Genomic DNA, 25,559 nt, shown 5'->3' on the forward strand with positions numbered 1-25,559 from the left:
GTGATGGGTCTGCGTCTTCCAGTTAAGCTTCGCAGTGAATTCCTCGACCCAATGGAACAGGGAGGCTTATTCAAGTAGTCCCCTGGCTGAGGCCGTGCCCGCGGAAAGCGAAGTGTTCTGCCGCAGCGGCTGTATAGTACTCGAATTATTCAGAATGAGAAAGTCACTTAAGTTATGTCGCAGTTTATTGGTTTTGCGTAAAAGCAGATGTTTTGGCGGGGTGGGGTTCGGCCGCCGTGTTCTTTGAATCAGTTTATGGCACAGCTTTTTCTATTGGGCTTTCTTTTCGAGCTCTGCAATTCTTGCATCCAATGTGTAGACCCTGTAATCGGAATTCACTTGGTTTTCGAGTCTTTCGATATAGCTTTCCATTTCTGCAAATTTAGAAGAACTTGTCTCTGCATGCATGTCCGAATGCAGCACCTTGTTCATCCCTTTGTGGGCTTTTGCTACGTTTTCCCTTCCTTTCAATTCCATACGTTTAACGTATAAATCTTTCAACTTATGCCGCATTTGCACATACTTGGCTTCTAATGTTTCCAGTTCTTTTATCGCGTTCTGCCTGACTGTTTCCAGCTTATCTGCACGTTCTTGATAATAGGTCTGTTCCTCTTGGACTTGCTCGTATAGATCTTGCTCACCGGCATTCAGGGCCACTTCGGCTTGCCGTTTGCGCTTGTCCGCCATGTTCTTTGCCTGGTGGAATTCCTTGGTGAACTCTTGCTTTAACGTATATTGCTTTTCTACAAGCGCACGAATTTTTTTCACTTCCTGCTCGCATTGTCTTACATACTGATTAAGCTGTGTAATCGGGTTTTTTTGTTCCTTCTGATCAAGCATTTCATTAAAGTCTGCTACAATTGTATCTTTCAGTCTTGTAAATAAGTTTCCCATGTTTCCATCTCCTTATATGTTTAATTCAACCAGGATTCTTTGCCGCTTCCTGCAAATAAATCGTCATCCAGAAATTGTTCATCTTGTTTATCTTTTTTCCATTTTTTATAGGTATAGTAAAGTACGATAAAGGAGGCGACTCCAATCAGTGCTGGTAAATTGGCAAGCGAAATCGACAATCCTATCAAGATGACGAATCCCCACAACACTTTATACGTGAATGAGTCAGCCAGTATAAATTTCTTGACTGCAAAGTACGAAATCACCAAACTGACTGCCAGAAGGATCATTGGACCAAGATTGGCCAGTGTGATGATCACGGCTGTAGCTGCTAGCAAGATTAACAGAATTTTTTTCATTTTGTTGTTCCCTCCTTTCATGCTTCTATCATACCTATCGACCGGGTTTTGGATAACGACCCTAAGCTATAATTCTTTATAAGACTTCAGGCTTATTCCACACATACAAAAAGCACCCTTGCCTGTATGTGGCGGGTGCTTTTCGTTCTGTCTATTTTTTCTTTAACTTGGCCAGCGCTTCGGCTAATGCCGGGTTGGTGAATTCTTCATTATCCTGCTTTTTCATGTACTTGTTTATATCTTTTTTGGATACCTTTTGTTGCTTTTCTTTCTTCCTTCTCTCATTAAACGTTGATAGTTTTTCTCTATGCCCACAGCTGCAGGTAAACATCTGCCCTTCTCCCTCACCGCGAAGGTCCATGCGCTTATGGCAATTCGGGCATCTTGCATTCGTCTTTTTGGCGATATTCTTCTTGTGACCGCAGGATCTGTCCTGACAGACTAGCATTTTCCCTTTCCTGCCATTTATTTCAAGCATCAATTTACCACATTCCGGACATTTACTGCCGGTTATATTATCATGTTTAAATGTCGTCTCACTATTCTTGATTTGCTGGACGACATCCTTTGCATATCCCTTCATTTGCTTGATGAAATCTGCTTTTGAGAGTTTTCCATCTGCAATTTTGGCGAGCTTTTCCTCCCACTCTGCAGTCAGAGCTGGGGACTGTAATTCTTCTGGAACTAAGTCCAACAATTGCTTGCCTTTAGAAGTAATGTAAAGAAACTTGCCTTTCTTCTCCATATAGAAACTGTTGAACAACTTTTCAATAATGTCGGCACGGGTAGCCACTGTTCCAAGCCCGCCTGTTTTATTAATGGTCTTTGCCAAATGCTTTTCTTCACTCGACATATAACGAACAGGATTCTCCATTGCCTGAAGTAAACTTCCTTCGGTAAACCGTTCTGGCGGTTTTGTTTTTCCGGAAGTAAGTGTGACATGGAGATTGTCTATAATGGATCCTTGATCTATTTTAGGAAGTTTTTGGCTATCCGTATCATCTTCACTTTCATCTTCAAAACGGTTGTTATATACTTCTTTCCAACCTTGGCTAAGGATGCGTTTTCCTGATGCGGTAAATGTCTCGTCCTCTATCTTGGCCGTCAGCACTGTTTGTTCGTATTCATGTGGCGGATAAAGTACGGCCAAAAATCTTTTTACAACCAAATCATAAATCTTTCGTTCTTTATCATCCAATTCTTCCAATATGACTGGCTGCTCTGTCGGGATGATTGCATGGTGATCAGAGACCTTGTTATTGTCCACTACAGACTTGGAGAGTTTGAAGTCACGGTTATGCAATTTGTTAGCCAGCTTAGCATACTGGTCAACGCCGCATGCTCTTAATCTGTCTTTCAGCGTAGGCACAATATCTGAAGAGAGGTAGCGGGAATCGGTTCTAGGATAAGTCAGTACCTTGTGTTGCTCATAGAGCCTCTGCATAAGTGTCAGAGTTTGTTTTCCAGAGTACCCAAAAATCTTGTTTGCATCCCGCTGCAATTCTGTAAGGTCATATAATTGCGGGGCAAAACTCTTCTTGTGTTTTTTATCGACTGAGATAACTTTTGCAGACTTAGTTTTCAGCCTTTCAATAATTTGTTCTGCCTTCTCTTTAGAAAAGATTCTTGAATTGTTGTTTTGATCCTTCCAGGTAAGCGTGAAACCTTGTTTCGTTTTAGCCTGGATTCCATAGTAATCCTTTGGACGGAATTCTTTGATTTCCTGCTCTCTGTGAGCAATCATAGCCAGAGTCGGCGTTTGCACTCTTCCACTTGAAAGCTGTGCATTGAATTTTGTTGTCAATGCCCGTGTAGCATTCAATCCAACATACCAGTCTGCCTCAGACCTGGCAACAGCAGAAGCATATAAATTTTCATACTGCTTGCCAGGCTTCAGTTTATTAAAACCATCCTTAATTGCTTTATCTGTCACAGATGAAATCCATAATCGCTTGACTGGTTTATTGACGCGGGCTTTTTCGATAATCCAACGGGCCACCAATTCTCCTTCCCGGCCAGCGTCTGTTGCAATGACAATTTGATTGACATCTTTTCGGGTCAACTGTGTTTTAACCGTACTAAACTGCTTACCTGTCTTTTTTATAACAACTAGTTTCAATTGATTCGGCAACATCGGCAAATCTTCCATGCGCCATGTTTTGTATTTATCATCATAAACTTCGGGATCTGCAAGAGTTACTAAATGCCCAAGAGCCCAAGTTACTATATATTGATTACCTTCGAAATATCCATTGCCTTTCTTTTGACAATTCAATACTCTGGCAATATCCCTGCCAACGGAAGGTTTTTCAGCTAATACTACTGTTTTACCCATTAATTCCATCCTTTCGAATGTTGCTTTCTTAACTTTATCACATTTTTCATCCATACAGAAAGAAACACCGCCCGATTGGCTTGTCTTTAATATCTCAAGATTACCTTTCCAACCATAAGACTGATGAGCGATTTGAATGCGTACATCGCAAACCCTGTATGTTTTAGGATCGGGGGGGAATGGTGGCTTATTTTCGGGCAGACATCGGGACTTTGGAACAACCCATCCTCTTTTTGGCATGCAAGGGGGAATTGGCCGTAACTTGTATCTTCTCGGACATCTATCTGGCGTATCAAGAGTTTTTACAGTGCAGATTTAAGAATAGAGGAATGAAAGCATTCCTCTATTCAGCCTGCAGCAGTGGCATTATTTGAATTTGAAAAATCCTTGAGTTTCTGTTTCAAGGATTCCAATTCCGTTAATTCCTTTGCAACATACCCAAACTGTAATTCGTCCGCATCATCGAGCGCTTGATTAAGTTTATATTGCCAATAAATCAAGTTCAATTCAATATCTGTTACAGAAGAGAAGCTTCCGCTGGTATAGTATTTCTCAAGGTCCGAAACAGAGATAAAAAAGTTGGAATGATCATTTATCCCGATAAGAAAATACCACCCTGCTCCAATGATATATTTTCTTTCACTATTGATTGTCAGAATGTCAGCTTTCTTTATTTCTACGGAATGGGGCTGTTCTTCCCCGGGAGTGAAGCAGTCGACCTGATGTGAAAAAGGTTTTATTGCAATGAAGTGTCTGGACATCAAAATGATCCTCCTCATGATTTGTTTTTATAGGGGTTAGGGTTTACCATCTAGTCCTAAAAATAATCCCCTGATATTAGCAAGACCGTTTTCACCTTATGTATGGAATATTCCGTATGGATGGAAAAGCGGCCATTCTCTTCTCTACTTCTTTGGTAAGGGATTGAAGCAATAAATCGGTGGATTTTGCCAATACAAGATAATAGTGTTTTTCTGAATCGAATAATCGAGGGTTTACTTTCTTCCAGTGTTTATCAATCATTTTCAATATGTTCAAAGTGCTACGGGCATCTTGTGGAAGCTTGGAATATTCCTGGACCACTCCATTAATAAAGTGTCGAACAGCTGTCTGCCAGTTCCATTGGTTAATGTCGGAATAAAAACTTAAAGATGAGAACAGTTGCCTGCGTTCCATTACACCACTCCTTTTTCGTCCATACTCTATATAACTCTCTTGGCACTAGACTTAATGAGGTCCACAAAAAATGTATCCATTAAGGCAAATTTAAAAAAATGGTTTCTTACCAACCCGAAAGTGGCGGCAAGAAACCTTTGATCCCTATTTAAAAAGGGGGGTATATAAATACAATGGGATCTTAGCAAATAGCAAAAATGAGAATCATTCTCAATGCTTGTTATCATTTTATATGAGAATGATTCTCATTATCAATAAGTTTTTTGAAAAATCTGGTGTAACTAATACCCCTCTCTTTGTAAGCGCAATCAACATTCTATTTAATAGAAGAAACTCGCTTTATTCCGATAAAGCAGAAGCCGGATGGTTACTCCATCCGACTTTTGTTTATCTATAATGTCACGTGCCAGTTACCATCACAGGAAGCTTCAATCGTTTTCCTTTCCAGGATATAATTGGCGATAAGTTCTGTCATATCAATTGGAATATCTTTAATCAACGGTTTTCCCCGATACATATCGAAGTCCCCCGCGCCTCCTGCTCTGTAATTGTTCATTACGACATCATACTCTTCTGTTTCTTTGACTGGTTCACCCTTATACATCAGCTTAGTCACTCGTTCACCGACTGGATTTGAAATGGTTAATTCATAATCGATTCCTTCCCACATATCATAGTTGTAATGTTGTGGCTTGGGTTCGATAAACGCAGGGTTTACAGTCAACTTACCATCTTCAACTGCGAAGTATTTCGCGCTTTGCTCAAGTGCATCTTTCATATCTTTACCGCTGATCCGGATGACATTAAGTGTATTAGGGTAAATATAGTTAGAAACAATATCTCTCATTGTTACATCATTACGGAACCCTGCCGAATCATTGTTGAACAGTGAAGTGTTGGAAATATCGACACCGGCCGCATTCATCTGAACTCTATTAAAGAACTCGATCATTGGATTATCTTGCAAACGTGCTTGAAAAGGATCCTCTATCTTCATATCGCCAACAATCTCACCAATTGGACGATCAAGCCACTCCTGTGTCTCCTGTTCAAAATCTGCGATTAAATCGGTCACATCCTTATCAGGTTCCACAGTTTCATCAATAGTAATCAATTGCGGATTGCTTTCTTTAAGGACCCATCCAGTGTGATTCTTTTCTAACGTAAGTTCCACTTCTCCCAGCAATTGACCATTATTACCAGGCTGGATAACCGTGACACCGTTCACGTTGCCGGCCAGTGAACGGTGCTGATGGCCTGTAATCAGCACATCTATCCCTTCCAGTTCCTGGCACATTTGATAGCCCTGATTCTCACCGGTCAGGCGCTCTGTCGGTTCACCCGTCACTAAGTCACGTTCGAATCCGCCATGGTAGGAAACGACCATCACATCAGGCCTTTCCTTATCTCGTATGTAAGCAACCCAATGCTTTGCAGCTTCGACAGCATCCCGAAAGTCAAGTTCCTCAATATTGCGGGGTTCTTCCCAGTTTGGTATAAAATGCGTTGTGACCCCCAAGATTGCAATTCTGACTCCGCCAACCTCTTTAATGATATAAGGAGTTCCAAAAGCCGGCTCCCCTGTTTCTTTGTTCAGAACAGATGCTGACAGCCAGGGGAAATCAGCTTGTTCTATGGCTCCTTTTAAATAATCCAACCCATAGTTGAACTCATGGTTTCCGAAAACCGATGCATCGTATTTAAGCTTGTTGGCTGCTTTGATGACCGGATTGGCCGCTCCTCTTTTGTACTTTGCGTGATAGTATGTCATCGGACTTCCCTGGATGATATCTCCGTTATCTATCAAAAGGGTCTCTTTTTCCTGCCTCTTTTTCTTGACTACTGAAGCAACCTTTGCCAGACCTAAATTTTGAACTGTCCGGTCCCGGTAATGTGTTGGGTATATATATCCGTGAACATCGCTAGTTACAAGCAAACTTATCGATAAAGGCATCGTCTTCCTCCTAAAAAAAATTGTCTCTTCTTCTATACTAGCAGAAAAATATTCCCTTCTTTTCACCTTTGTTAAAATTTTTTTGCTTTTTACAAAATTTTTACAACATTTTACAAGATTATGTGCTATATTAACCTATGAAACATCTATTAAAACTTTTTGGAGGTATCAATCCTATGTTTAAGAAACTTGCATCAGTGGGGGCGACCCTAGCGTTGGCAGCTGGAATCGTTAGCGGCTGTGGTAGTTCAGAGGAGTCTGCAGGAGCTGAGAATGAAGGTTCAGAAAGTTACGTTCCGGAAGAATTGACCGTTCAGTTTGTTCCGTCTCAGAACGCGGATACTTTGGAAGCAAAAGCAAAGCCATTGGAAGAATTGTTGAGTGAGCGTTTAGATATACCTGTCGAAGTGAGCGTATCGACTAACTATAATACTATTATCGAAGCAATGGATTCTAAACAAGTTGATGTAGGATTTTTACCACCTACTGCATATGTATTAGCGAAAGAAAAAGGTGCAGCAGAAGTTCTTTTACAAGCACAACGTTATGGGGTTGAAGATGAAACAGGACAACCTACCGATGAGTTAGTCGACGGCTATAAATCAGAGTTCGTTGTAAAGGCAGATTCTGATATCGAAAGCATCGAAGATTTGAAAGGGAAGAAAATCGCATTCCAGGATGTTACTTCATCAGCTGGATATGTATGGCCGGCTGCATCTCTATTGGACGCAGGCATTGATCCACTTGAAGATGTAGAAGGTGTTACAGTAAAAGGGCATGACCAAGGTGTCATTTCTGTACTGAACGGAGATGTTGATGCAGCAGTAGTATTCCAAGATGCACGCAACACGGTTATGGGAGATTACCCTACGGTGTTTGAAGATACAAAAGTTATCCACTTTACTGAATTCATCCCTAATGATACTGTTTCCGTTCGTTCCGACATGGACCCAGAATGGCAGGATAAAATCACAGAAGCATTCATCGACATCGGTAAAGATGAAGAAGGTCATCAAATCATTAAAGAAATCTATACTCATGAAGGTTATGTAGAATCTGATGACAGCAATTTCGACATTGTAAGAGAATACTCCGAAAAAGTAAAAACAGAATAGTAATAGTTTGTTTCATAGATTTCCTTAACTTTTAATAGATTACCTATAAATACAGCCAGTCGATTTTTTCTCTCGTACTGGCTTTTCTTCTATGTCTTCATAAGAAAACGAAAATAATCCAGAAATTTTTCATCTGATAATTTCGAAATATTTGAAAAGGTTGGTATGCAGAGTGATTGAATTCAACAATGTTTCCAAAGTATATCCCAATGGGACACAAGGTCTGAAAGATATTAATTTAACCATTGAAAAAGGGGAATTCGTGGTAATTGTTGGTCTGTCCGGTGCCGGTAAGTCGACGTTACTCCGATCGATTAACAGATTGCACGAGATTACATCCGGTGAAATTAACATCGATGGACAATCTATCACAAGCGCAAAAGGCAAGGATTTACGTCATATTCGTCGAGATATCGGAATGATTTTCCAAAGTTTTAACTTAGTTAAAAGATCTACTGTACTAAAAAACGTTTTATCCGGAAGAGTCGGCTACCATTCGACACTCAGAACAGTTTTAGGTTTATTTCCCAAGGAAGATGTCAACCTGGCAATGACTGCTTTAGAGCGAGTGAACATTGTGGAAAAAGCGTACAGCAGATCTGATCAGCTTTCAGGCGGACAGCAACAGCGTGTTTCTATCGCGAGAGCACTTGCCCAGGAAGCCAAAATTATTTTGGCTGATGAACCAGTAGCTTCCTTGGATCCTTTAACCACGAAACAAGTAATGGACGATCTAAAGAGAATCAACCAGGAATTGGGCATCACCACTGTCGTAAACCTGCATTTCATTGATATTGCCAGACAATATGCAACCAGAATAATCGGTCTTCAGGCTGGACAAGTAGTTTTCGACGGACCTGTCGAAGAAGCAACCGACGAAAGATTTTCTGAAATTTACGGCCGTCCTCTTGAAACCCAGGAAGACGAAGAAACGGGAGCGTCTGCACATGAATCAACTAAATGAACAGAAAATCCCTAAAGCTCCCAGCAAGATAAAACATTACTTAACATTTGCCTTGATCATTCTTTTGCTATGGGGGAGTGCCTTTCAAACAGACAGTACGCTAGGTGAACTGATTGAAGGATTCCCTAATATGCTAGACTTGCTCGTTCAGATGGTGCCGCCGAACTGGGCTTATTTCGACAATATCATTCAAGCGATGCTTGATACCATTCGCATGGCCGTACTAGGGACAACGATCGGCGCATTGCTTGCCATTCCGTTTGCATTGTTCTCAGCGAGCAATATGGTAAAGAATTCATGGATTTATTACCCGGTACGATTCGTCCTTAACTTAGTCCGTACCATTCCGGAACTTCTTCTGGCAGCAATATTCGTTGCAATCTTCGGTCTTGGACCGCTCCCAGGTATTTTCGCATTGGGCATTTTTTCAACGGGTATTATTGCAAAATTGACTTACGAAGCCATCGAGGGCATTGACAAAGGACCATTAGAAGCCATGACGGCTGTCGGCGCCAATAAAGTACAATGGGTTTCATTTTCGGTAGTTCCGCAAGTGTCTGCATACTATGTGTCCTATGTGCTTTACTCGTTTGAGATTAATATACGGGCAGCGGCAATCCTTGGATTGGTCGGTGCCGGCGGGATCGGTGAATATTATGACCGGACGCTCGGTTTTCTGGAATATGACAAAGTGAGTACTATTATTATCTTCACGCTAGTAGTGGTATTGATTATCGACTATGTCAGCACTAAATTACGGGAGAATTTATTATGAGCAGTGCAACTAGACCTATAAAACCAAAAAAGAATAATATGAAACGTTGGCTTATCTATCTATCTCTTGCCGTCATCTATGTCTGGGCATTGGCAGGGGTTCCGATGGAAGGATTCAAAGAGACTGCCGGCCAGATTTCCAAAGCGATTTTCTCCGGTATTTTATCCCCTGACTGGGATTATGTTTATTTACCAGAAGGAGAAGACTTGCTGCGCGGGCTTCTCGACACACTGGCAATCGCTATTCTAGGTACTTTCATTTCAGCGTTCCTATGTATTCCTTTTGCCTTCTGGGCTGCAACCAATATGAGTAAAAGCAGTGCCAACCCGGCTGTCGGTAAGTTCATGCTAAGCTTCATCAGGACTTTCCCTGAACTGGTTATGGCTTTATTGTTCATCAAAGCTGTCGGGCCTGGATCATTTGCCGGTGTACTTGCTTTAGGTCTTCATTCAATCGGTATGCTAGGCAAGCTGTTCTCAGAGGAAGTCGAAAATATCGACCTCGGTCCATCTGAAGCATTGAAGGCAACCGGTGCCAATTCGATACAGACGCTCTGGTTTGCAGTTTTTCCTCAGGTTTTGCCTGGATTTATCTCTTATACCCTGTATCGATTCGAAATAAACCTCCGATCTGCGAGTGTTTTGGGAATCATCGGAGCAGGCGGAATCGGTACCCCATTGATTTTCGCCATGCAGTCCCGGGACTGGAGCCGGGTCGGCGTCATTCTGTTAGGTATCATTGTTATGGTAACAATTGTCGATATGATTTCCGGTTACCTGCGCAAGAAAATCGTTTAACAACGCAGGAGATCAACCGTTCTTTGGTTGGTCTCTTCTTTTAATAAGAAAAGACTCATTATACTACATCGAGTTAATCATAATTCTCTTGCCCAGAATCCTTACAATAGAGGGAAATTGCGACATAGTGAAAATTCTACTTTTGTGTGGCTTCTCCTTGTTCTGATTTTAGTAGAATGCTAACCCGGCGCTGCGGAAAAATACTGATATATGTCTAACATGCGGTATTTCCAACCAGAATTCAGAACATGCCAAACAGCGGAGGCAGAACACGCAGACTCCTGTGGGAACAGCGCGAGTCTGAAGACCCCGAGTGATGGGTCTGCGTCTTCTAGTTAAGCTTCGTAGTAGCTTCCTCGACCCAAGGGAGCAAGGATGTTAATTCAAGTAGTTCCCTGGCTGAGGCCGTGCCCGCGGAAAGCGAAGTGTTCTGCCGTATCGGTCGTATAGCACTCGACTGATTCAGGATGGGAGCAGTTATGTCGTGGTTTATGGTTATAGTGAAAGAGAAGAAGTTATTAAGAACTGCTATTAGAAAGATACAGGGAAAATCAAGGCTGCATTGACTTCCTTGTATAAAACCTATATCCTGATGAGGATGGAATTCTTTTTGGAGGAATGTTAAAACCTATGATCAATGTTAATAATGTAAGCTTACGTTATGGCGATAAAAAGTTGTTTGAAGACGTTAATATAAAATTCACACCCGGAAACTGTTATGGCTTGATTGGTGCAAACGGAGCCGGCAAATCTACATTTCTTAAAATCCTTTCAGGTGAAGTAGAACCACAAACCGGGAATGTATCCCTATCACCTGGAGAACGGCTCGCTGTTTTGAAACAGGACCATTTTGCCTATGAAGAACACGAAGTCTTAAAAACAGTCGTGATGGGACACGAGCGTTTATACGATATCATGCAAGAAAAAGATGCTATTTATATGAAACCTGACTTTTCAGAAGAAGACGGAATGCGCGCTGCTGAGCTGGAGGGTGAATTCGGTGAATTAAACGGATGGGAAGCCGAATCTGATGCTGCTGTCTTGTTGAAAGGATTGGGCATCGGTGAAGAACTTCATGACAAGAAAATGGCAGAACTACCTGGTTCTGAAAAAGTAAAAGTGTTGCTAGCTCAAGCATTGTTCGGCAATCCGGACATTCTATTATTAGATGAGCCTACCAACCACTTGGATATCCAGGCAATTCAATGGCTGGAAGAATTCTTGATCAATTTCGAAAACACCGTCATTGTAGTTTCCCATGACCGTCACTTCTTGAACAAAGTTTGTACCCATATAGCTGACGTGGACTATGGAAAGATTGAAGTATATGTCGGAAACTATGATTTCTGGTATGAATCCAGCCAGTTAGCACTAAAAATGGCGCAAGAGCAAAACAAGAAAAAAGAAGAAAAAATCAAAGAACTTCAGAATTTCGTTGCACGATTCAGTGCCAACGCTTCAAAGTCCAAGCAGGCGACTTCCCGTAAAAAAATGTTGGAGAACATCACTTTGGATGACATTAAACCGTCTTCCCGCCGTTACCCATATGTCGCTTTCACACCTGGACGTGAAATAGGTAATGATTTGTTGAGAGTTGAAGGTCTCTCTAAAACCATTGACGGAGAAAAAGTGCTGGATAATGTCAGCTTTACCATGAATAAAGATGATAAGATCGCTCTTGTGGGGAAAAATGAAATTGCCAAGACAACGCTGTTGCAGATTCTTATGGGAGAAATCGAACCAGATGAAGGAACATATAAGTGGGGCGTTACAACTTCACAATCCTACTTCCCTAAAGATAACTCTGCGTTTTTTGAAAATGGTGATTTGAATCTTGTTGATTGGCTCCGCCAATATTCACCAGATGACCAAACAGAAACATTCTTGCGTGGTTTCCTTGGAAGAATGCTGTTCTCTGGCGAAGAAGCATTGAAGAAATCCAATGTTCTATCCGGTGGCGAAAAAGTTCGCTGCATGCTTTCCAAAATGATGTTGAGCAGTGCAAATGTTCTTTTACTTGATGAACCTACCAACCACTTGGATTTGGAGTCCATTACTTCCTTGAACAATGGCCTGGTGAACTTTAAAGGTTCTATCTTGTTCACATCTCATGACCATCAATTTGTCCACAGTATCGCCAACAGGTTGATTGAGATCACACCTAAAGGGATCATTGATAAAGAAATGAGCTATGATGAATACGTAGCAGACAAAAACCTGCAAAAACAGATCCAAGAAATGTATGCTTAAATCTGAGAAGGCTGTCCAAATGGACAGCCTTTTTCTGATGCACTTCGCAATACTTTGTTGATTTATGTTGGTTCCTCTCCTAATAAAACTACAATTTCAACTTCAGAGTTGAGAGAATTTGAGACATAGTGACAATTAATCTAAGAAGACTTCCTCTCATTCTGATGTTAGTTAAATGCTAATCCGACGCTGCGGAAAAATACTCGCTTTCCGCGGGGAACGCTTCAGCCTCCTCGCCGGAAAACCATCAGCTGTGGGGTCTTCAGACTGTTCCTTTCCCGCAGGACTTTGAAAAGACCTCCTTGAATATACAGCGCACGCAGAAAATCGACCTTTATTTTCAAGGAGTCTCGCATTTTTCCTCCGCTTGGATTGGCGTTCTGTTTAAGTAAGAAGAATTACCAGTTTAAGCGCTATAAGAGATTTTTCTACCCAAAATGCAGAGAATTCCAAACAGCGAAGGCAGAACACGCAGACTCCTCGAAAATATAAATCGATTTTCTTCGTGCGATGTCATGCTGACGAAGCTTTCCCTATCCTGTGGGAACAGCAAACGGTCTTCGATGGGGCGAGTAATCGCAGTCCCAAAGGGAGCAGGGATGCTTATTCAAGTAGTCCCCTGGCTGAGGCCGTGCCGCGGAAAGCGAAGTGTTCTGCCGTAGCGGTCGTATAGCACTCGATTGATTCAGAATGGGAGCAGTTATGTCGCAGTTTATAGTAATTGTCCACTAGCCAATTTAGAAAACAAATAATTGAAAATGCCTCTTAGGGTAATCATTCATTCACTTATGCACATACCTTGCTTAACGAACTTTTTTATCCACATGTTAATTATTTTCTCCCTTCGAGAAGCAGTTTGTCTTCACTTTATCCACGGATTCTTTGCTCTTGAAATTGATTTATACACATTTTGTTAGTAATTGATTATATAAGGTGAAATCATATCCACAATCAACAGGTTATCCACTGTTTTTATAAGCCAGTTAATTCTTCAAAAATTATTTGTGAAAAATATCACAATATCTATTGCATTTTATATCCTGACCCTTTATACTCAATTTATAAGCAATTGTGATTATTTTCACATAAGCATAAGTATATTTGTGAAATAAATCACATATAATCAAATTACTCAATGGAGGTTTTATAAATGAGAGTTGCTGTTATCGGATGTACACATGCAGGTACTGCTGCTATTTCAAATATATTGAACATGTATCCTGAAGCTGAAATTGATGTTTTCGAAAAAAATGACAATGTTTCCTTTCTATCTTGCGGTATTGCATTATATGTTGGCGGAGTAGTTAAAAACCCTGAAGGACTGTTTTATGCATCTGTAGAAGAATTTGAAAAGAACGGTGTACGGATGCACATGGAACATGTGGTAACAGATTGTGATGTTACCGGCAAAACGCTTCGGGCAATGGACTTGAAGACGAATGAAACGACCGATTACACTTTTGATAAACTAATCGTTACGACCGGATCTTGGCCTGTCACTCCGCCTATTCCAGGCTCTGACCTTGAAAATGTACAGCTTTGTAAGAATTTCCACCATGCTAATGAAATTATTGATCGTTCCAAAGAAGCTAAAAACATTGTAGTCGTAGGTGCTGGATATATTGGAATTGAGTTAGTGGAAGCTTTTGAACAAGCTGGCAAAAACGTTACACTGATCGATAGCGAGGATCGAATTTTGAATCGTTATTTAGATGAGGAGTTCACCAGCCCTATCGAGACTACTTTAGCAGAAAAAGGTGTGAACCTGGCCCTGCGACAAACCGTTAAATCGTTTGACGGAAAAGATGGAAAAGTTACTACAGTCAACACGACAGCAGATAGTTATGAAGCTGACTTAGTCATTATGTGCATCGGGTTCCGTCCGAACACCGCTCTTCTCAGGGGACAAGTGGACATGCTCGCTAATGGAGCCATTATTGTCGATGAATTCATGCGCACCAATATTCCAGATGTGTTTGCTGCAGGAGACTGCTGTGCAGTCAACTACAATCCGACAGAGCAGCCCTCCTACATTCCGCTTGCTACCAACGCGGTCAGGATGGGAACATTGGCTGCATATAACCTTGTACAACCACAACTTGCTCATCCTGGTACACAGGGTACTTCCGGATTAAAAATCCATCAGCACAACATATCTGCGACCGGATTGACGGGAACTGCGGCCGAAGCAGCAGGATTGTCTGTCAGCACAGCAATAATCGAGGATACGTACCGTCCAGAATTCATGCCGGAAAACGCTGTGATTAAGTTGAAGGTTGTCTACGAGAATGACAGTCACCGCATTGTCGGTGCCCAGGTAATTTCCGATGCCGATTTCACACAGGCAATTAACACGCTAAGTGTCAGCATACAAAACAGGATGACTATTGAACAAATGGCAATGACCGACTTTTTCTTCCAACCTCATTACAACAAACCTTGGAACTATTTGAACCAAGTATGTATCGAGGCGATGAAACAGGAAAATGCCAAAAAAGCAATTCAGAAAACAGCACAAGCCGCCTCTTAATGGGCGGCTTGTTTCTTTTAAACTTTGCTTTGTTTGGATGCATGAATCAATTCGAGAATGTCCTCCCTCTTATCTTGATGGAGGGAATCGACGATCTTACTGCCGACCACGACACCATCGCAATAGGACCCGAGCTCCTTCACCTGCTCTGCTGTCGATACTCCAAACCCTGCTAATACCGGTACCTCGCATTTCTTTTTCAATTCATGTAAATGACCCTTCAAGTTCCCTTTGAACTCTGCTCTTGCTCCTGTTGTTCCTGTAACGGTCACAGCATATAAAAACCCTTCCGTCCGTTTCGCTATTTCTGTGAGCCGGTCTTCCGGGCTTGTTAAAGAAGCCAACCGTATGAGTGCTATATTATTTTCGTTCAATTGAGGCGTGATCAGGTCTTCTTCTTCTAAAGGCAAATCCGGAATAATCAACCCGCTGACACCGGATTGTTTACAAGCAAAAGCAAACTCTTCTACCCCGAATGCATAAATGGGATTCATATAGGTCATAAGCACAACAGGAATTCCACGTTTTTCTTTAAAACTCTCCAGTTTTTCCAAAATGGACTTCATGCTGACGCCTTTGGCCAGCGCACGGATACCCGCTTTTTGAATGGTTGGACCATCTGCTACCGGATCAGAAAAAGGGACACCGAGTTCGACTATTGTAGCCCCGCTCTCCTGCAAAAACAGCAACTGGTCTTCTAATTGATCCAAGCCTCCGTCTCCAGCCATGATGTATGGTACGAACGCTTTATCCCCGTTATGAAGCACTTTTTGGAATGCTTCTTTTATAAATTCCTTACTCATGTGAACTACCTCCAAACGCTGCTCTGACTGTTTCAACATCTTTATCCCCGCGTCCTGATAAACACACAACCAATGTTTCTTCTTCACTCATTTTTTCTGCAAGCTTCATACTGTAAGCAATCGCATGGGCGCTTTCCAAGGCCGGGATGATCCCTTCTGTTTTGGAAAGCAGCTGTAGTGCTTCCAACGCTTCTTCATCTGTAATAGAATCATAGATTACCCTGCCTGTATCTTTCAAATGGCTGTGCTCCGGTCCGATACCCGGATAATCCAGTCCTGCCGAGATAGAGTGGGCTTCTGTTATTTGCCCGTTATCATCCTGCAAAAGATAGCTTAGCGTGCCGTGTAGAATCCCTGCTTTTCCGTCGGTCAATGTCGCTGCATGTTTGCCGGTTTCAATTCCCGATCCACCTGCTTCCACACCATACAACGTCACTTCTTCATCCTCTATGAACGGGTAAAACATCCCCATTGAGTTGCTTCCGCCGCCTATACATGCTACGACCGCATCAGGCAGTCTTTTTTCTTGTTCCAAAATCTGCTGCTTCGTTTCTGTTCCGATGACACTTTGGAAATCCCTTACGATTTGGGGAAACGGATGCGGGCCTACTACCGAACCGATAATATAGTGGGTATCCTCCACATTGGTAACCCAGTAACGCAATGCTTCATTGACCGCATCCTTCAATGTTCCGCTGCCCTGTTCGACGCTTTCCACTCTCGCACCAAGGAGCTCCATCCGGAATACATTCAACTTCTGACGGCGGATATCTTCTTTCCCCATAAAAATGACACATTCCAAATCCAGCAATGCACATACAGTAGCAGTTGCCACCCCGTGCTGGCCTGCCCCTGTCTCGGCAACCACTTTCTTTTTGCCCATTCTTTGGGTAAGAAGAGCCTGCCCGACGGCATTATTTATCTTGTGGGCTCCTGTATGATTCAAGTCTTCTCTTTTCAGGTAGATTTTCGGCCCACCCAGGTGCCTGGAAAAGTTTTCAGCATGATAAAGCGGTGTTTCACGCCCGATATACTGTTTGAAATAATAGTCTACATCCTTTAAAAATGCAGGATCGGCCATCGCCTCTTGATATGCTTTCTCCAGTTCAAGTACGGCCGGCATCAACGTTTCCGGCACAAACCTGCCCCCAAATTTGCCAAAATGGCCCTTTGTATCAGGCTGTTGATATGTCTTCATTTTCTGTTCTCCTCCTCTATACGTTTTGCTGCTCTAATGAAAGCATCTATTTTGTCCCGGTCTTTTTCTCCATTTGTTTCCACTCCGCTGGAAACATCCACACCAGCCGGCTTTACTTCGGTTATCGCCTGCTGTACATTGCCAGGTTTCAATCCCCCAGCGAGGAAAATCTTTCCGTTAACTTCTGGCATATATTCTGCAAGTGACCAGTCAAATGCTTCTCCATTACCTCCCCGATACTTACCGGCAGGGCTATCAAGCAAATAATATTCACATGGATAGCTGGCTATCTGCTCAAAATCTTCTTTCGAGTTAATTTGGAAGGCTTTAATCACCGGAACCTTTATCTCCTCCATTTCTTCTGGTGACTCATCCCCGTGAAGTTGGGCGTAATCGAGGCCAACACTCTCGGCGATATCATTGATCACTTCCGGTGACTCATTGACAAAAACGCCGATTTTTTTTACACGTCTTGGCAGTGTTTCAGCAATTTCTTTTGCCTGCTCTTTTGTCACCCTTCGCTTGCTCGATGCAAAGACAAAGCCAAGAAAATCCGCTCCAGCCTGGACAGCATCAGCTGCAGCCTGTTTGTTTTTTATCCCGCATATTTTTACAATCATACGGCCGCCCCCCTAAACCGGTATTCTAAGCTGGTCGAATGTTTGCTTGAGATTCCCGGATTTCATCATCGTTTCTCCAACTAAAATCCCCTGTGCTCCAGCTTTTCGTACCCTATCTACATCTTCTGCAGTGCGGATACCGCTTTCGCTAATTAACAGTGCATCCGGATTTTTCACCTGGGCAGCCAGCCTTTCTGTAATGGCAAGATCAACCTCAAACGTCTTCAAATTCCGATTATTGATGCCGATTATTTTCGCATCCATGTCATTTGCAATGGAAAGCTCTTCCTCATTATGAACTTCCAGCAAAACTTCAAGCCCGGCTTTTACCGCATAGGAATATAATTCTTCCAGTCTTTCTTTTGGCAATGCAGCAGCAATCAATAAGATGACATTGGCCCCATAGTCTTTCGCTCTATCAATCTGGATCTCGTCGATGATGAAATCCTTGTTCAAAAGAGGCACTTGAACAGCTTCCCTGACCGCCTTTAAATCTTCCATACTCCCTTTAAAGAAAGGCTGGTCGGTCAGTACGGAAATCGCACCCGCTCCATAGTCAGCGTATTGGATCGCCTGCTCGGGAGGATTGACGTCTGTTTTGATGTCACCTTTAGATGGGGAAGCGCGCTTTATCTCCGCAATGATACTCATTTTATCTGCATGTTTGAAACTTTCATAAAGTGATAATTTTTTGCCTGTCACCTTCGCTCCCGGTTGATAATTCTCCTTCAACGCGGCTACTTCTTTCTCTTTCTCTGCCAGTATCTTGTCCAATATAGTCATCAGCTGATTACCTCCCGTTTATGACGTTTGCTGAAATCGATTAGATTCTCCAATTTTTGCAATGCCGCACCAGAGTCGATACTTTCTTTTGCAAGTGCTATTCCTTCTTGGATAGTATTCGCTTTGCCATTGGCTAGAATAGCAAGACCGGCATTGAGTACGACGGTATCGCGGTATGGTCCATGTTGCCCTTTCAGGACCTGGTGCAGAATTTCCGCGTTGTCTTTTGCATCTCCTCCAATAATCCGGCTGTTTTCATAGACCGGAAGTCCAACTTCGTCCGGGTGAAGAGTGAACGGGATTAATTCTCCTTCTTCCATGAGTACGAGGTGATTGTCTCCAGCTAATGATGCCTCATCCATATGACCTGCACCGTTGACGACGATTGCCCTTTTCCTGCCTAATTTATACAGTACACTGGCCATCATCTCGAGCATATCACGCCGGTATATCCCCAACAGCTGGGAGTCAAGACGAACCGGATTGGTGAGGGGACCGATCAAATTAAATATGGTAGGAATCTTCAGGTCTCCCCGTACTTTCATAATTCTTTTCAAATCGGGATGGACATTTGGCGCAAACAAAAAGGCAATTCCGTTATCCTCCAAAAGCTCCAGCATATGTTCTTTAGTCGTCTCAAGCGATACACCCAAGTGTTCGAGGACATCCGCGCTTCCTGTCTTACTGGAAATACTGCGATTCCCATGCTTGGCGATTTTAATTCCTGCTCCTGCTATCACAAAGGCTGACGTGGTACTGATGTTAAAGCTTTGCGATCTGTCTCCACCTGTACCGCAGTTATCCATCACTCCTGTCAGCTGGTTTGTTGCTGCTACAGATTTTTCTCGGATCACACTGACAAGGCCGGCTATTTCCTCCGCTTTTTCGCCTTTCATTTTCAATCCTGTCAGGAAAGCACCTATTTCTGTTTCTGATGTTTTTGCTTCAAACATCTGATTGGAGGCCTCCTGCATTTCCTCCATAGTCAAAGACTCGTTTTCCACTACTTTATTAAGAAATTGTTTCATATGGATTCTCCTCTCCAATCTGTGTGAAAAAATTCTCCAGAATTGCTTTGCCTGTTTTCGTGCCAATTGATTCCGGGTGAAATTGAAGACCGAAAACCGGAAGCTGACGGTGGCGCAGTGCCATTATTTCTTTGTCGTCCACCGCGGACGCCGTAACTTCTAAGCATTCCGGGAGACTGTTCCGGTCAACAACAAGCGAATGGTATCTCATTACGTCGAGCGGCTTTTTTAATTGATCGAACAGTTGGATTCCGGTATGGGTTATTTCAGAAGTTTTTCCATGTTTAATGTGATTTGCATGAATGACTTTCCCGCCAAAGGCTGCACCGATCGCCTGATGGCCCAGGCATATCCCCAAAATCGGAAACCTATCGGATAGTTCGGTTACAATATCCATGCAAATACCGGCTTTTTCCGGCGTGCCAGGACCTGGCGATAAGATCACTGCTTCTGGTTCCAAGTCCCTGATTTCCTTAACGCTGATTTTATCGTTGCGGACGACTTTCACTTCTTTGCCAAGTTCGGAAATATATTGAAACAAGTTATACGTAAATGAATCATAGTTATCGATTAATAAAATCATGGATGTTTACCTCCAATAGCGATTTTGCCTTATTCAACGTTTCCTGATACTCGGATGCAGGATCCGAATCATAAACAATTCCAGCACCGGCTTGCACGTATGCATGTTTGTCTTTTACTACAAGTGTCCTGATTGCCAGTGCCAGGTCCACATCGCCGTTCATGTTGATATAGCCGACAGCACCGGCATATACTCCGCGTCTTTCCTGTTCCAGCTCGTTGATGATCTGCATCGCCCGGATTTTTGGAGCGCCAGAGACCGTACCCGCCGGAAGTGTCGAAATAAGAGCGTCTATCCCGTTATATTCCGGCCTCAAATTTCCTTGTACCTCGGAAACAATGTGCATGACATGTTGGTAACGCTCAATCACCATATATTTCGGGATTGTGATACTTCCAACTTCACAAACCCGGCCCAAGTCATTCCGACTTAAGTCAACGAGCATCTTATGCTCCGCCTGCTCTTTTTCATCGGCAAGCAACTCTTCACCTAACCGGATATCTTCTTCCTCTGTTGCCCCTCTAGGCCTTGTTCCGGCAATTGGATTCGTGATCAATTGTCTTCCTTTCGTCTTGATAAGGCTCTCGGGTGATGCTCCCAAAACAATATAATCTTCAAAATCGAGATAAAACATATATGGAGAAGGATTGGCCCTTCGTAAGTGCCGGTAAAAAGTGAACGGATCAACATCAAAGCTTGCTTTCATCCGTTGGGATAAAACCACTTGAAAGATATCTCCATCGACGATATGCCGTTTGGCTTTATCCACCATATTCATAAAGGTTTCTTGGTCAATGAAAGGTTCAAAGGATACATTTTCCAATGTTTGATTCGGCTCCACTTTTGGCTTGGTTATCTCCTCCTGTAATAAACGGAGTGCCTGATCCAAGTCTTCCTCTGTACGATTACCGTTTAAATTGATGACCAGGATGGAAACGGTTTGCCGGAGATGATCGAACACGACCACATCCTGGTAGAACATCATGTGCATATCCGGCATGTTTATGTCATCCCTTAACGGCCCGCCGATATACTCATATTGCCTGATGGCATCATACCCGATGTATCCAACCGCTCCACCATAAAACGGGAAAGGCAGCAGAAGCTCCTGATTCGAAATTTGTCTACTAAGAACTTCCAATGGTCTTTCTTGCAATTCGTCAAACTGTCCAGCTGCTGATTTAACCGTTGTTGATTCGTCATCTCCGATTATTTCTTTATAAGGGTTCATCCCTATAAAGGAATAACGACCTTTCCCCGAATGGCTGGCCGAGCTTTCCAATAAGAACTTTTTCTTCCCTTCCAATCTGTTGAACACTGAAATCGGGGTCAATGTATCACCATTTAACTGCGTCGTTTTATATAAAGGGGACTTCGATTCACTCATCATCATTCTCTCCTTTTCCGTTTAACTATTAATAAGTAATGGATAAAAAAAACCCTATAGAAACAAAACACTTGTTTCTATAGGGACGGGTCTGTGCCGCGGTGCCACCACTAATTGAAGGAGAATCCTTCCACTTATCGAGTACGGACTTCTTTCCTGGTCGATACTCTATCCCGATAACGGGGGAAAACCGTCCTTCCCTACTAGCACAAAACATTCGGGAAGTCTCTCTTAAGTCCATTCTGCTTTTCTATCATACCGGAATCCCACCATCACCGGTTCTCTTTGATGAATCGATAAAGCATACTTCTCTTAATCAACGAGTTATCTTTTTCTTTTTTAATACAAAAAAGGTTTCCCAATCCATAAAGGACGAGGAAACCCGTGGTACCACCTTTTTGACTATTTAAAAGTAAACAGCCGCTTCAGCACATTGAACAAGTTTGTTCAATGCTGTCTCTTATAACGATGAGACCTTTCGCCAAAGCCTACTGTTCAAAAAATTCGAAGTTCGGTCTGGGGCTCGGAAGTCCATTCACACCTGCCAACACACTGGTTCGCACCAACCACCAGCTCTCTTTAGTATCAAACAAGGCTACTACTCTTCGTCAAAGCCAACTATTTATTAATGAAATATTGGTTATTATCATATTATGCCGGCAGCTTTTTGTCAATGGATAAAATCTTATTAATTTAAATTTTTATAATATTTAAATTACATCGTTTTTTTTAAAGGGTTTAACCTGATTTTTGCATGTAACTCCAATAGGTTCGATTTTTTAATTTGGTATGGATATATCCATCGTACCACCTCATCAGTCATTCCTTTAGCCGTGAGATCACCCATCCCCGTGTACCAGAAGGCTTGCCAAATGAATTTTGAACAGTAATTATAGGATATATTATCCAGCCTCGGATGGAATAAATAACGTCTGATTTTATCCACGTTTCCGGCTGCCCATGCTGCTGCCTGATCAGCACCGGAGACAGGCCGGAAAACAGTGATGTCAGACCCATACTTGTGCCTTGATAAGTAGATAGGCAGAGTATCACGGAAACCGCCTTTTGGATGGGAATGATAAACCATTAAATCCGGTCCCAAAATCCCTGCATGCCCGACCAAAAAAGTGGACAATCCTTTGGAGGAATAGAGAACATCACCTGGCACAATGCTTGTCTTAGTACCAGGATAACAGGCAGCTTGGTCTTCCGGCTGTTTTTTTTGCAACTCTTCAAACTGGATTATCGAAGTGTGTTTGTCAGGAGGAAAAATCAATCATCATTCCTCCTTATATTTCTTTTCTGTTCAGTCTGCCTTTGATGCCTTTTTCTATCAACCGAAGATACTGGGAGTCCTTAGGAGCAGCGAAGGTAATGGCAATGCCATCTACTCCAGCACGTCCAGTCCGGCCGATCCGGTGAATATATGATTCCACATCATGAGGAATATCATAATTGATTACATGGGTTACTCCTTCAACATCGAGTCCTCTTGCTGCGACATCTGTCGCTACCAGATATTGAATCTTCAAGTCGCGGAATTTTTTCATTACTTTTTCCCGTTTAGCCTGCGAAAGATCACCATGTAATTCATCAGAAAGAAAACCATGTCCTTGCAAAGCATCGTTCAATTTGGCTGCACGTCTTTTGGTCCTGCAGAAAATAATGGCTAAAAAGGGACGGAACTGGTTTAAGACAGCTATTAATTTCTCCTGTTTTTGCCGGTCGGATGTTTCGATCACCATTTGTTTTATACCTTCCAACGTGACATTACTGCCCTTGGCCTCAATATGCCTTGGCTTGACCATATATTTGTCTGCCAGTGTCCGTACTTCATTGGGCATAGTAGCCGAAAACAACATAGTTTGCCGCTCAGAAGGCAATTCATCGACTATATCTTCCACTTCTGGAAGGAATCCCATGTGCAGCATTTGATCTGCTTCATCAAGAACAAACATCGATACACTTCCTAGTTCGATCGTTCCCCGTCGTACATGGTCCAGCAATCGACCCGGTGTAGCCACTATGATTTGTGGTTGGTTGTTTAATTTTTTTAATTGAGACTGAATGTCCTGACCGCCATACACCGCCAAAGTATGCAGGCCTTCAAGGTAACCAGTCAACTTGTTCAATTCGGCAGTTATCTGTAATGCCAGCTCTCTTGTCGGTGACACGATCAAGGCCTGAACAACATTTCTTTCCACTTCTATTTTTTCCAATATCGGCAGGAGAAAAGCAATGGTTTTTCCTGTGCCGGTTTGAGCCTGGGCAATGACATCCTGCCCTTCCAACAATACAGGGACTGTCTTTTCCTGAATAGGAGTTGGTTCTTTAATTCCCTGCTGTTTCAATATGCTCACTAACTCGCTTGATATTCCAATCTTGGAAAAATCCGACAAGCCACTCACCTCTTTCATTGATACTGTCCGTATTATTCCCGTCTGTATTTTTAGTAACCTCGGGTTGACAGTTTTTTGCTTCTTCAGCTTATTATACGTTGCTGGTTATCCTTCTTCAAAAATTAAGAAAATAGTTGCAATTATTTTCTTAATTACTATGGAAATAACACAGTAATTTCTATTACAATATAGAGAGCAAATATCAAGGAGAGAGTTTATTTGAGGAAAGCGTTAATCGTTTTGTTTCTGTTTCTAGTAGTTAGCTTTGGAGTAACCGGATATATGCAATCTATTTCAACAGAAGATGAAGTCGAAGTCGAGGCAGACAAAGGTACGGAAAAACTAAATTAATATAAAAAAAAGCAGAAGCTCCTGAAGCTTCTGCTTTTTCTATTAAATTATTAATCTAATATAGTTACATCGACTGTTCTTGTACCCCAGTCATAAGCCTCTTCTTTGGTTGGTACGTGAAGGTCAATTCTATTTCCTTGGATGGCACCGCCGATATCACCTGCAATAGCTTCTCCATATCCTTCAACATGGACTCTTGAGCCGAGCGGGATGATATTTGGATCTACTGCGATTACTTTCGCATTTGGATTTTCATTTAAGTTAATTCCAGTATAAGTGATTCCAGAGCATCCTTCACAACCTGCTGTATAAGCAGTAGCTGTCACCGTTACTTCTTTACCAGAAGCCTCTTCAGGTGCTGGTGCGGATGCTGATTGTTCAACAGTTGGTTCTGTTGTATTTTCTTCCGGTTGGGGAGTTTCTGTTGGTTCCGCTTGTTTTGCCTCTTCTTTAACAGGCTTCTCTTCTACTTGTTCTGGAAGCACATCAACGTTTTCAGTTGGCTGTAAATGCAACTGTTGTGCCGGCAGAATAATATCAGAGCCTAATGCGTTCCATGCTTTCAAGTCGGATACGCTGACACCAAATTCTTGACCGATACTGTAAAGGGTATCTCCTTTTTTAACAGTATAGCTTGCTGGTTGAGTTTGAGTTTGTCCATCTATTTCTAAGGATTGGCCTGGATAGATAATGTCTGAATTTAAAGAGTTTAGTTCTTTCAACTTCTCTACGGAAGTTTGATTGTTTTGAGCGATTCCCCAAAGTGTATCGCCCTTTTCTACTTGATAACTTGCGGCGGATGCAGATGTTGCAGCTGTACCTGCAAGGATAAGTCCTGCAGCTAAAGATACTACTAGTTTCTTCATCTGTGTTTCCCTCCTCATTTTTTCTGACAGGACTTATCGTAACACATGCAAATGCCTATTGTGGTTACAACTCGTTTAAGAGTAAATTACAAAGATTTCTTTTTTACATAGAGTTGTCATATTTGTAACCCTGGGGAAATATTCCTGGATTTCCATCATACAAATGTAAAAAAAAAGACGTTTAACTACTATTTTCCTCTTTTTCCGCCATCTTTTTCATGAATATTTTCCTATAAAAAATTTAAAAAAATAGATTTCAACCCTATTATTTTCCCCTTTTTCTATATTTGTACCCTTTTTTTGTAAAATAACGACTTCCCGATTCTATCTTTTGGACTTCCTGGATGTTTGTTTATGTCTTTGCACATAAAAAAACCTTTTCCAGATGAAAA

At 42.2% G+C, this 25,559-nt stretch carries 23 protein-coding genes and 2 other annotated features; of the genes, 7 read left to right on the forward strand and 16 right to left on the reverse strand.

Features of this window, described 5'->3' with window-relative positions:
- Positions 1–270: 270 nt before the first annotated feature.
- The 6 genes from CZ434_RS13090 to CZ434_RS13115 all read right to left on the reverse strand — a co-directional run bounded on the left by CZ434_RS13090 (position 271) and on the right by CZ434_RS13115 (position 6,718).
- Positions 271–894 (reverse strand): PspA/IM30 family protein, encoded by a 624-nt coding sequence (locus CZ434_RS13090; RefSeq protein WP_077623554.1) that lies wholly within the window; start codon positions 892–894, stop codon positions 271–273.
- 20 nt (positions 895–914) lie between these two features.
- The gene (locus CZ434_RS13095; protein WP_077623555.1) at positions 915–1,253 is read right to left on the reverse strand and encodes a lmo0954 family membrane protein; all 339 of its coding nucleotides are present in this window, start codon (positions 1,251–1,253) and stop codon (positions 915–917) included.
- A 151-nt stretch (positions 1,254–1,404) separates the two neighbouring features.
- Positions 1,405–3,588, reverse strand: a complete 2,184-nt coding sequence (locus tag CZ434_RS13100) for a DNA topoisomerase III (RefSeq protein WP_077625190.1) — start codon at positions 3,586–3,588, stop codon at positions 1,405–1,407.
- A 347-nt stretch (positions 3,589–3,935) separates the two neighbouring features.
- Complete coding sequence (locus tag CZ434_RS13105; RefSeq protein WP_077623556.1) at positions 3,936–4,349, reverse strand: hypothetical protein; 414 nt, start codon at positions 4,347–4,349, stop codon at positions 3,936–3,938.
- Between the two features lie 91 nt (positions 4,350–4,440).
- The gene (locus CZ434_RS13110) at positions 4,441–4,764 is read right to left on the reverse strand and encodes a hypothetical protein (protein WP_077623557.1); all 324 of its coding nucleotides are present in this window, start codon (positions 4,762–4,764) and stop codon (positions 4,441–4,443) included.
- A gap of 391 nt (positions 4,765–5,155) precedes the next feature.
- Positions 5,156–6,718: a bifunctional metallophosphatase/5'-nucleotidase gene (locus CZ434_RS13115; RefSeq protein WP_077623558.1), complete on the reverse strand. Its 1,563-nt coding sequence runs from the start codon at positions 6,716–6,718 to the stop codon at positions 5,156–5,158.
- Between the two features lie 176 nt (positions 6,719–6,894).
- On the opposite strand from CZ434_RS13115, the gene CZ434_RS13120 reads away from it, so the two are divergent.
- The 6 genes from CZ434_RS13120 (at position 6,895) to CZ434_RS13145 (ending at position 15,149) form a co-directional block, all read left to right on the forward strand.
- Positions 6,895–7,833, forward strand: a complete 939-nt coding sequence (locus CZ434_RS13120) for a phosphate/phosphite/phosphonate ABC transporter substrate-binding protein (protein ID WP_077623559.1) — start codon at positions 6,895–6,897, stop codon at positions 7,831–7,833.
- Positions 7,834–8,005: 172 nt separating this feature from the next.
- The gene (gene phnC / locus CZ434_RS13125) at positions 8,006–8,797 is read left to right on the forward strand and encodes a phosphonate ABC transporter ATP-binding protein (protein ID WP_077623560.1); all 792 of its coding nucleotides are present in this window, start codon (positions 8,006–8,008) and stop codon (positions 8,795–8,797) included.
- On the forward strand, positions 8,781–9,572 hold the full coding sequence (phnE, locus tag CZ434_RS13130) for a phosphonate ABC transporter, permease protein PhnE (RefSeq protein WP_077623561.1): 792 nt from the start codon (positions 8,781–8,783) through the stop codon (positions 9,570–9,572). The genes phnC and phnE (CZ434_RS13130) overlap by 17 nt, the downstream gene beginning before the upstream one ends.
- Entirely contained in the window at positions 9,569–10,369 is an 801-nt protein-coding gene (gene phnE / locus CZ434_RS13135) for a phosphonate ABC transporter, permease protein PhnE (protein WP_077623562.1), read from the forward strand. Before phnE (CZ434_RS13130) ends, phnE (CZ434_RS13135) begins: the two co-directional genes overlap by 4 nt.
- A 630-nt stretch (positions 10,370–10,999) precedes the next feature.
- Entirely contained in the window at positions 11,000–12,619 is a 1,620-nt protein-coding gene (locus tag CZ434_RS13140) for an ABC-F family ATP-binding cassette domain-containing protein (protein ID WP_077623563.1), read from the forward strand.
- Positions 12,620–13,769: 1,150 nt separating this feature from the next.
- Positions 13,770–15,149 carry an FAD-dependent oxidoreductase gene (locus tag CZ434_RS13145; protein ID WP_077623564.1) on the forward strand — a complete coding sequence of 460 codons (1,380 nt, stop codon included), beginning with the start codon at positions 13,770–13,772 and terminating at the stop codon, positions 15,147–15,149.
- Between the two features lie 17 nt (positions 15,150–15,166).
- Here the strand turns inward: CZ434_RS13145 and trpA are convergent, their stop codons facing one another.
- From trpA to CZ434_RS13190, 9 genes are all read right to left on the reverse strand, one after another.
- Positions 15,167–15,952, reverse strand: a complete 786-nt coding sequence (gene trpA, locus CZ434_RS13150; RefSeq protein WP_077623565.1) for a tryptophan synthase subunit alpha — start codon at positions 15,950–15,952, stop codon at positions 15,167–15,169.
- On the reverse strand, positions 15,945–17,150 hold the full coding sequence (gene trpB, locus CZ434_RS13155) for a tryptophan synthase subunit beta (RefSeq protein ID WP_077623566.1): 1,206 nt from the start codon (positions 17,148–17,150) through the stop codon (positions 15,945–15,947). The genes trpA and trpB overlap by 8 nt, the downstream gene beginning before the upstream one ends.
- Positions 17,147–17,770: a phosphoribosylanthranilate isomerase gene (locus tag CZ434_RS22520; protein WP_077623567.1), complete on the reverse strand. Its 624-nt coding sequence runs from the start codon at positions 17,768–17,770 to the stop codon at positions 17,147–17,149. Before CZ434_RS22520 ends, trpB begins: the two co-directional genes overlap by 4 nt.
- 12 nt (positions 17,771–17,782) lie before the next feature.
- Positions 17,783–18,553: an indole-3-glycerol phosphate synthase TrpC gene (trpC, locus tag CZ434_RS22525; RefSeq protein WP_245830987.1), complete on the reverse strand. Its 771-nt coding sequence runs from the start codon at positions 18,551–18,553 to the stop codon at positions 17,783–17,785.
- A complete protein-coding gene (trpD, locus tag CZ434_RS13170; protein WP_077623569.1) occupies positions 18,553–19,581 on the reverse strand; it encodes an anthranilate phosphoribosyltransferase in 1,029 nt (342 codons plus the stop codon). The genes trpC and trpD overlap by 1 nt, the downstream gene beginning before the upstream one ends.
- Positions 19,565–20,164, reverse strand: coding sequence for an anthranilate synthase component II (locus CZ434_RS13175; RefSeq protein ID WP_077623570.1), 600 nt, complete (start codon positions 20,162–20,164; stop codon positions 19,565–19,567). Before CZ434_RS13175 ends, trpD begins: the two co-directional genes overlap by 17 nt.
- On the reverse strand, positions 20,145–21,551 hold the full coding sequence (gene trpE / locus CZ434_RS13180; RefSeq protein WP_077623571.1) for an anthranilate synthase component I: 1,407 nt from the start codon (positions 21,549–21,551) through the stop codon (positions 20,145–20,147). The genes CZ434_RS13175 and trpE overlap by 20 nt, the downstream gene beginning before the upstream one ends.
- 78 nt (positions 21,552–21,629) lie before the next feature.
- Positions 21,630–21,880: a binding site (T-box leader), on the reverse strand.
- Between the two features lie 36 nt (positions 21,881–21,916).
- Positions 21,917–22,172: a binding site (T-box leader), on the reverse strand.
- A 94-nt stretch (positions 22,173–22,266) separates the two neighbouring features.
- Entirely contained in the window at positions 22,267–22,827 is a 561-nt protein-coding gene (locus CZ434_RS13185) for a C40 family peptidase (protein WP_095742925.1), read from the reverse strand.
- A gap of 13 nt (positions 22,828–22,840) precedes the next feature.
- The gene (locus CZ434_RS13190; protein ID WP_425442046.1) at positions 22,841–23,950 is read right to left on the reverse strand and encodes a DEAD/DEAH box helicase; all 1,110 of its coding nucleotides are present in this window, start codon (positions 23,948–23,950) and stop codon (positions 22,841–22,843) included.
- A gap of 219 nt (positions 23,951–24,169) precedes the next feature.
- Between CZ434_RS13190 and CZ434_RS22660 the strand changes: the two genes are divergently transcribed.
- Positions 24,170–24,301: a hypothetical protein gene (locus CZ434_RS22660; protein WP_281252273.1), complete on the forward strand. Its 132-nt coding sequence runs from the start codon at positions 24,170–24,172 to the stop codon at positions 24,299–24,301.
- Between the two features lie 50 nt (positions 24,302–24,351).
- Here the strand turns inward: CZ434_RS22660 and CZ434_RS13195 are convergent, their stop codons facing one another.
- Complete coding sequence (locus CZ434_RS13195; protein ID WP_077623573.1) at positions 24,352–25,167, reverse strand: LysM peptidoglycan-binding and 3D domain-containing protein; 816 nt, start codon at positions 25,165–25,167, stop codon at positions 24,352–24,354.
- Positions 25,168–25,559: the final 392 nt, after the last annotated feature.

Origin of the sequence: Sediminibacillus massiliensis, assembly GCF_900156915.1 — a bacterium.
Lineage (GTDB): Bacteria > Bacillota > Bacilli > Bacillales > Amphibacillaceae > Sediminibacillus_A > Sediminibacillus_A massiliensis.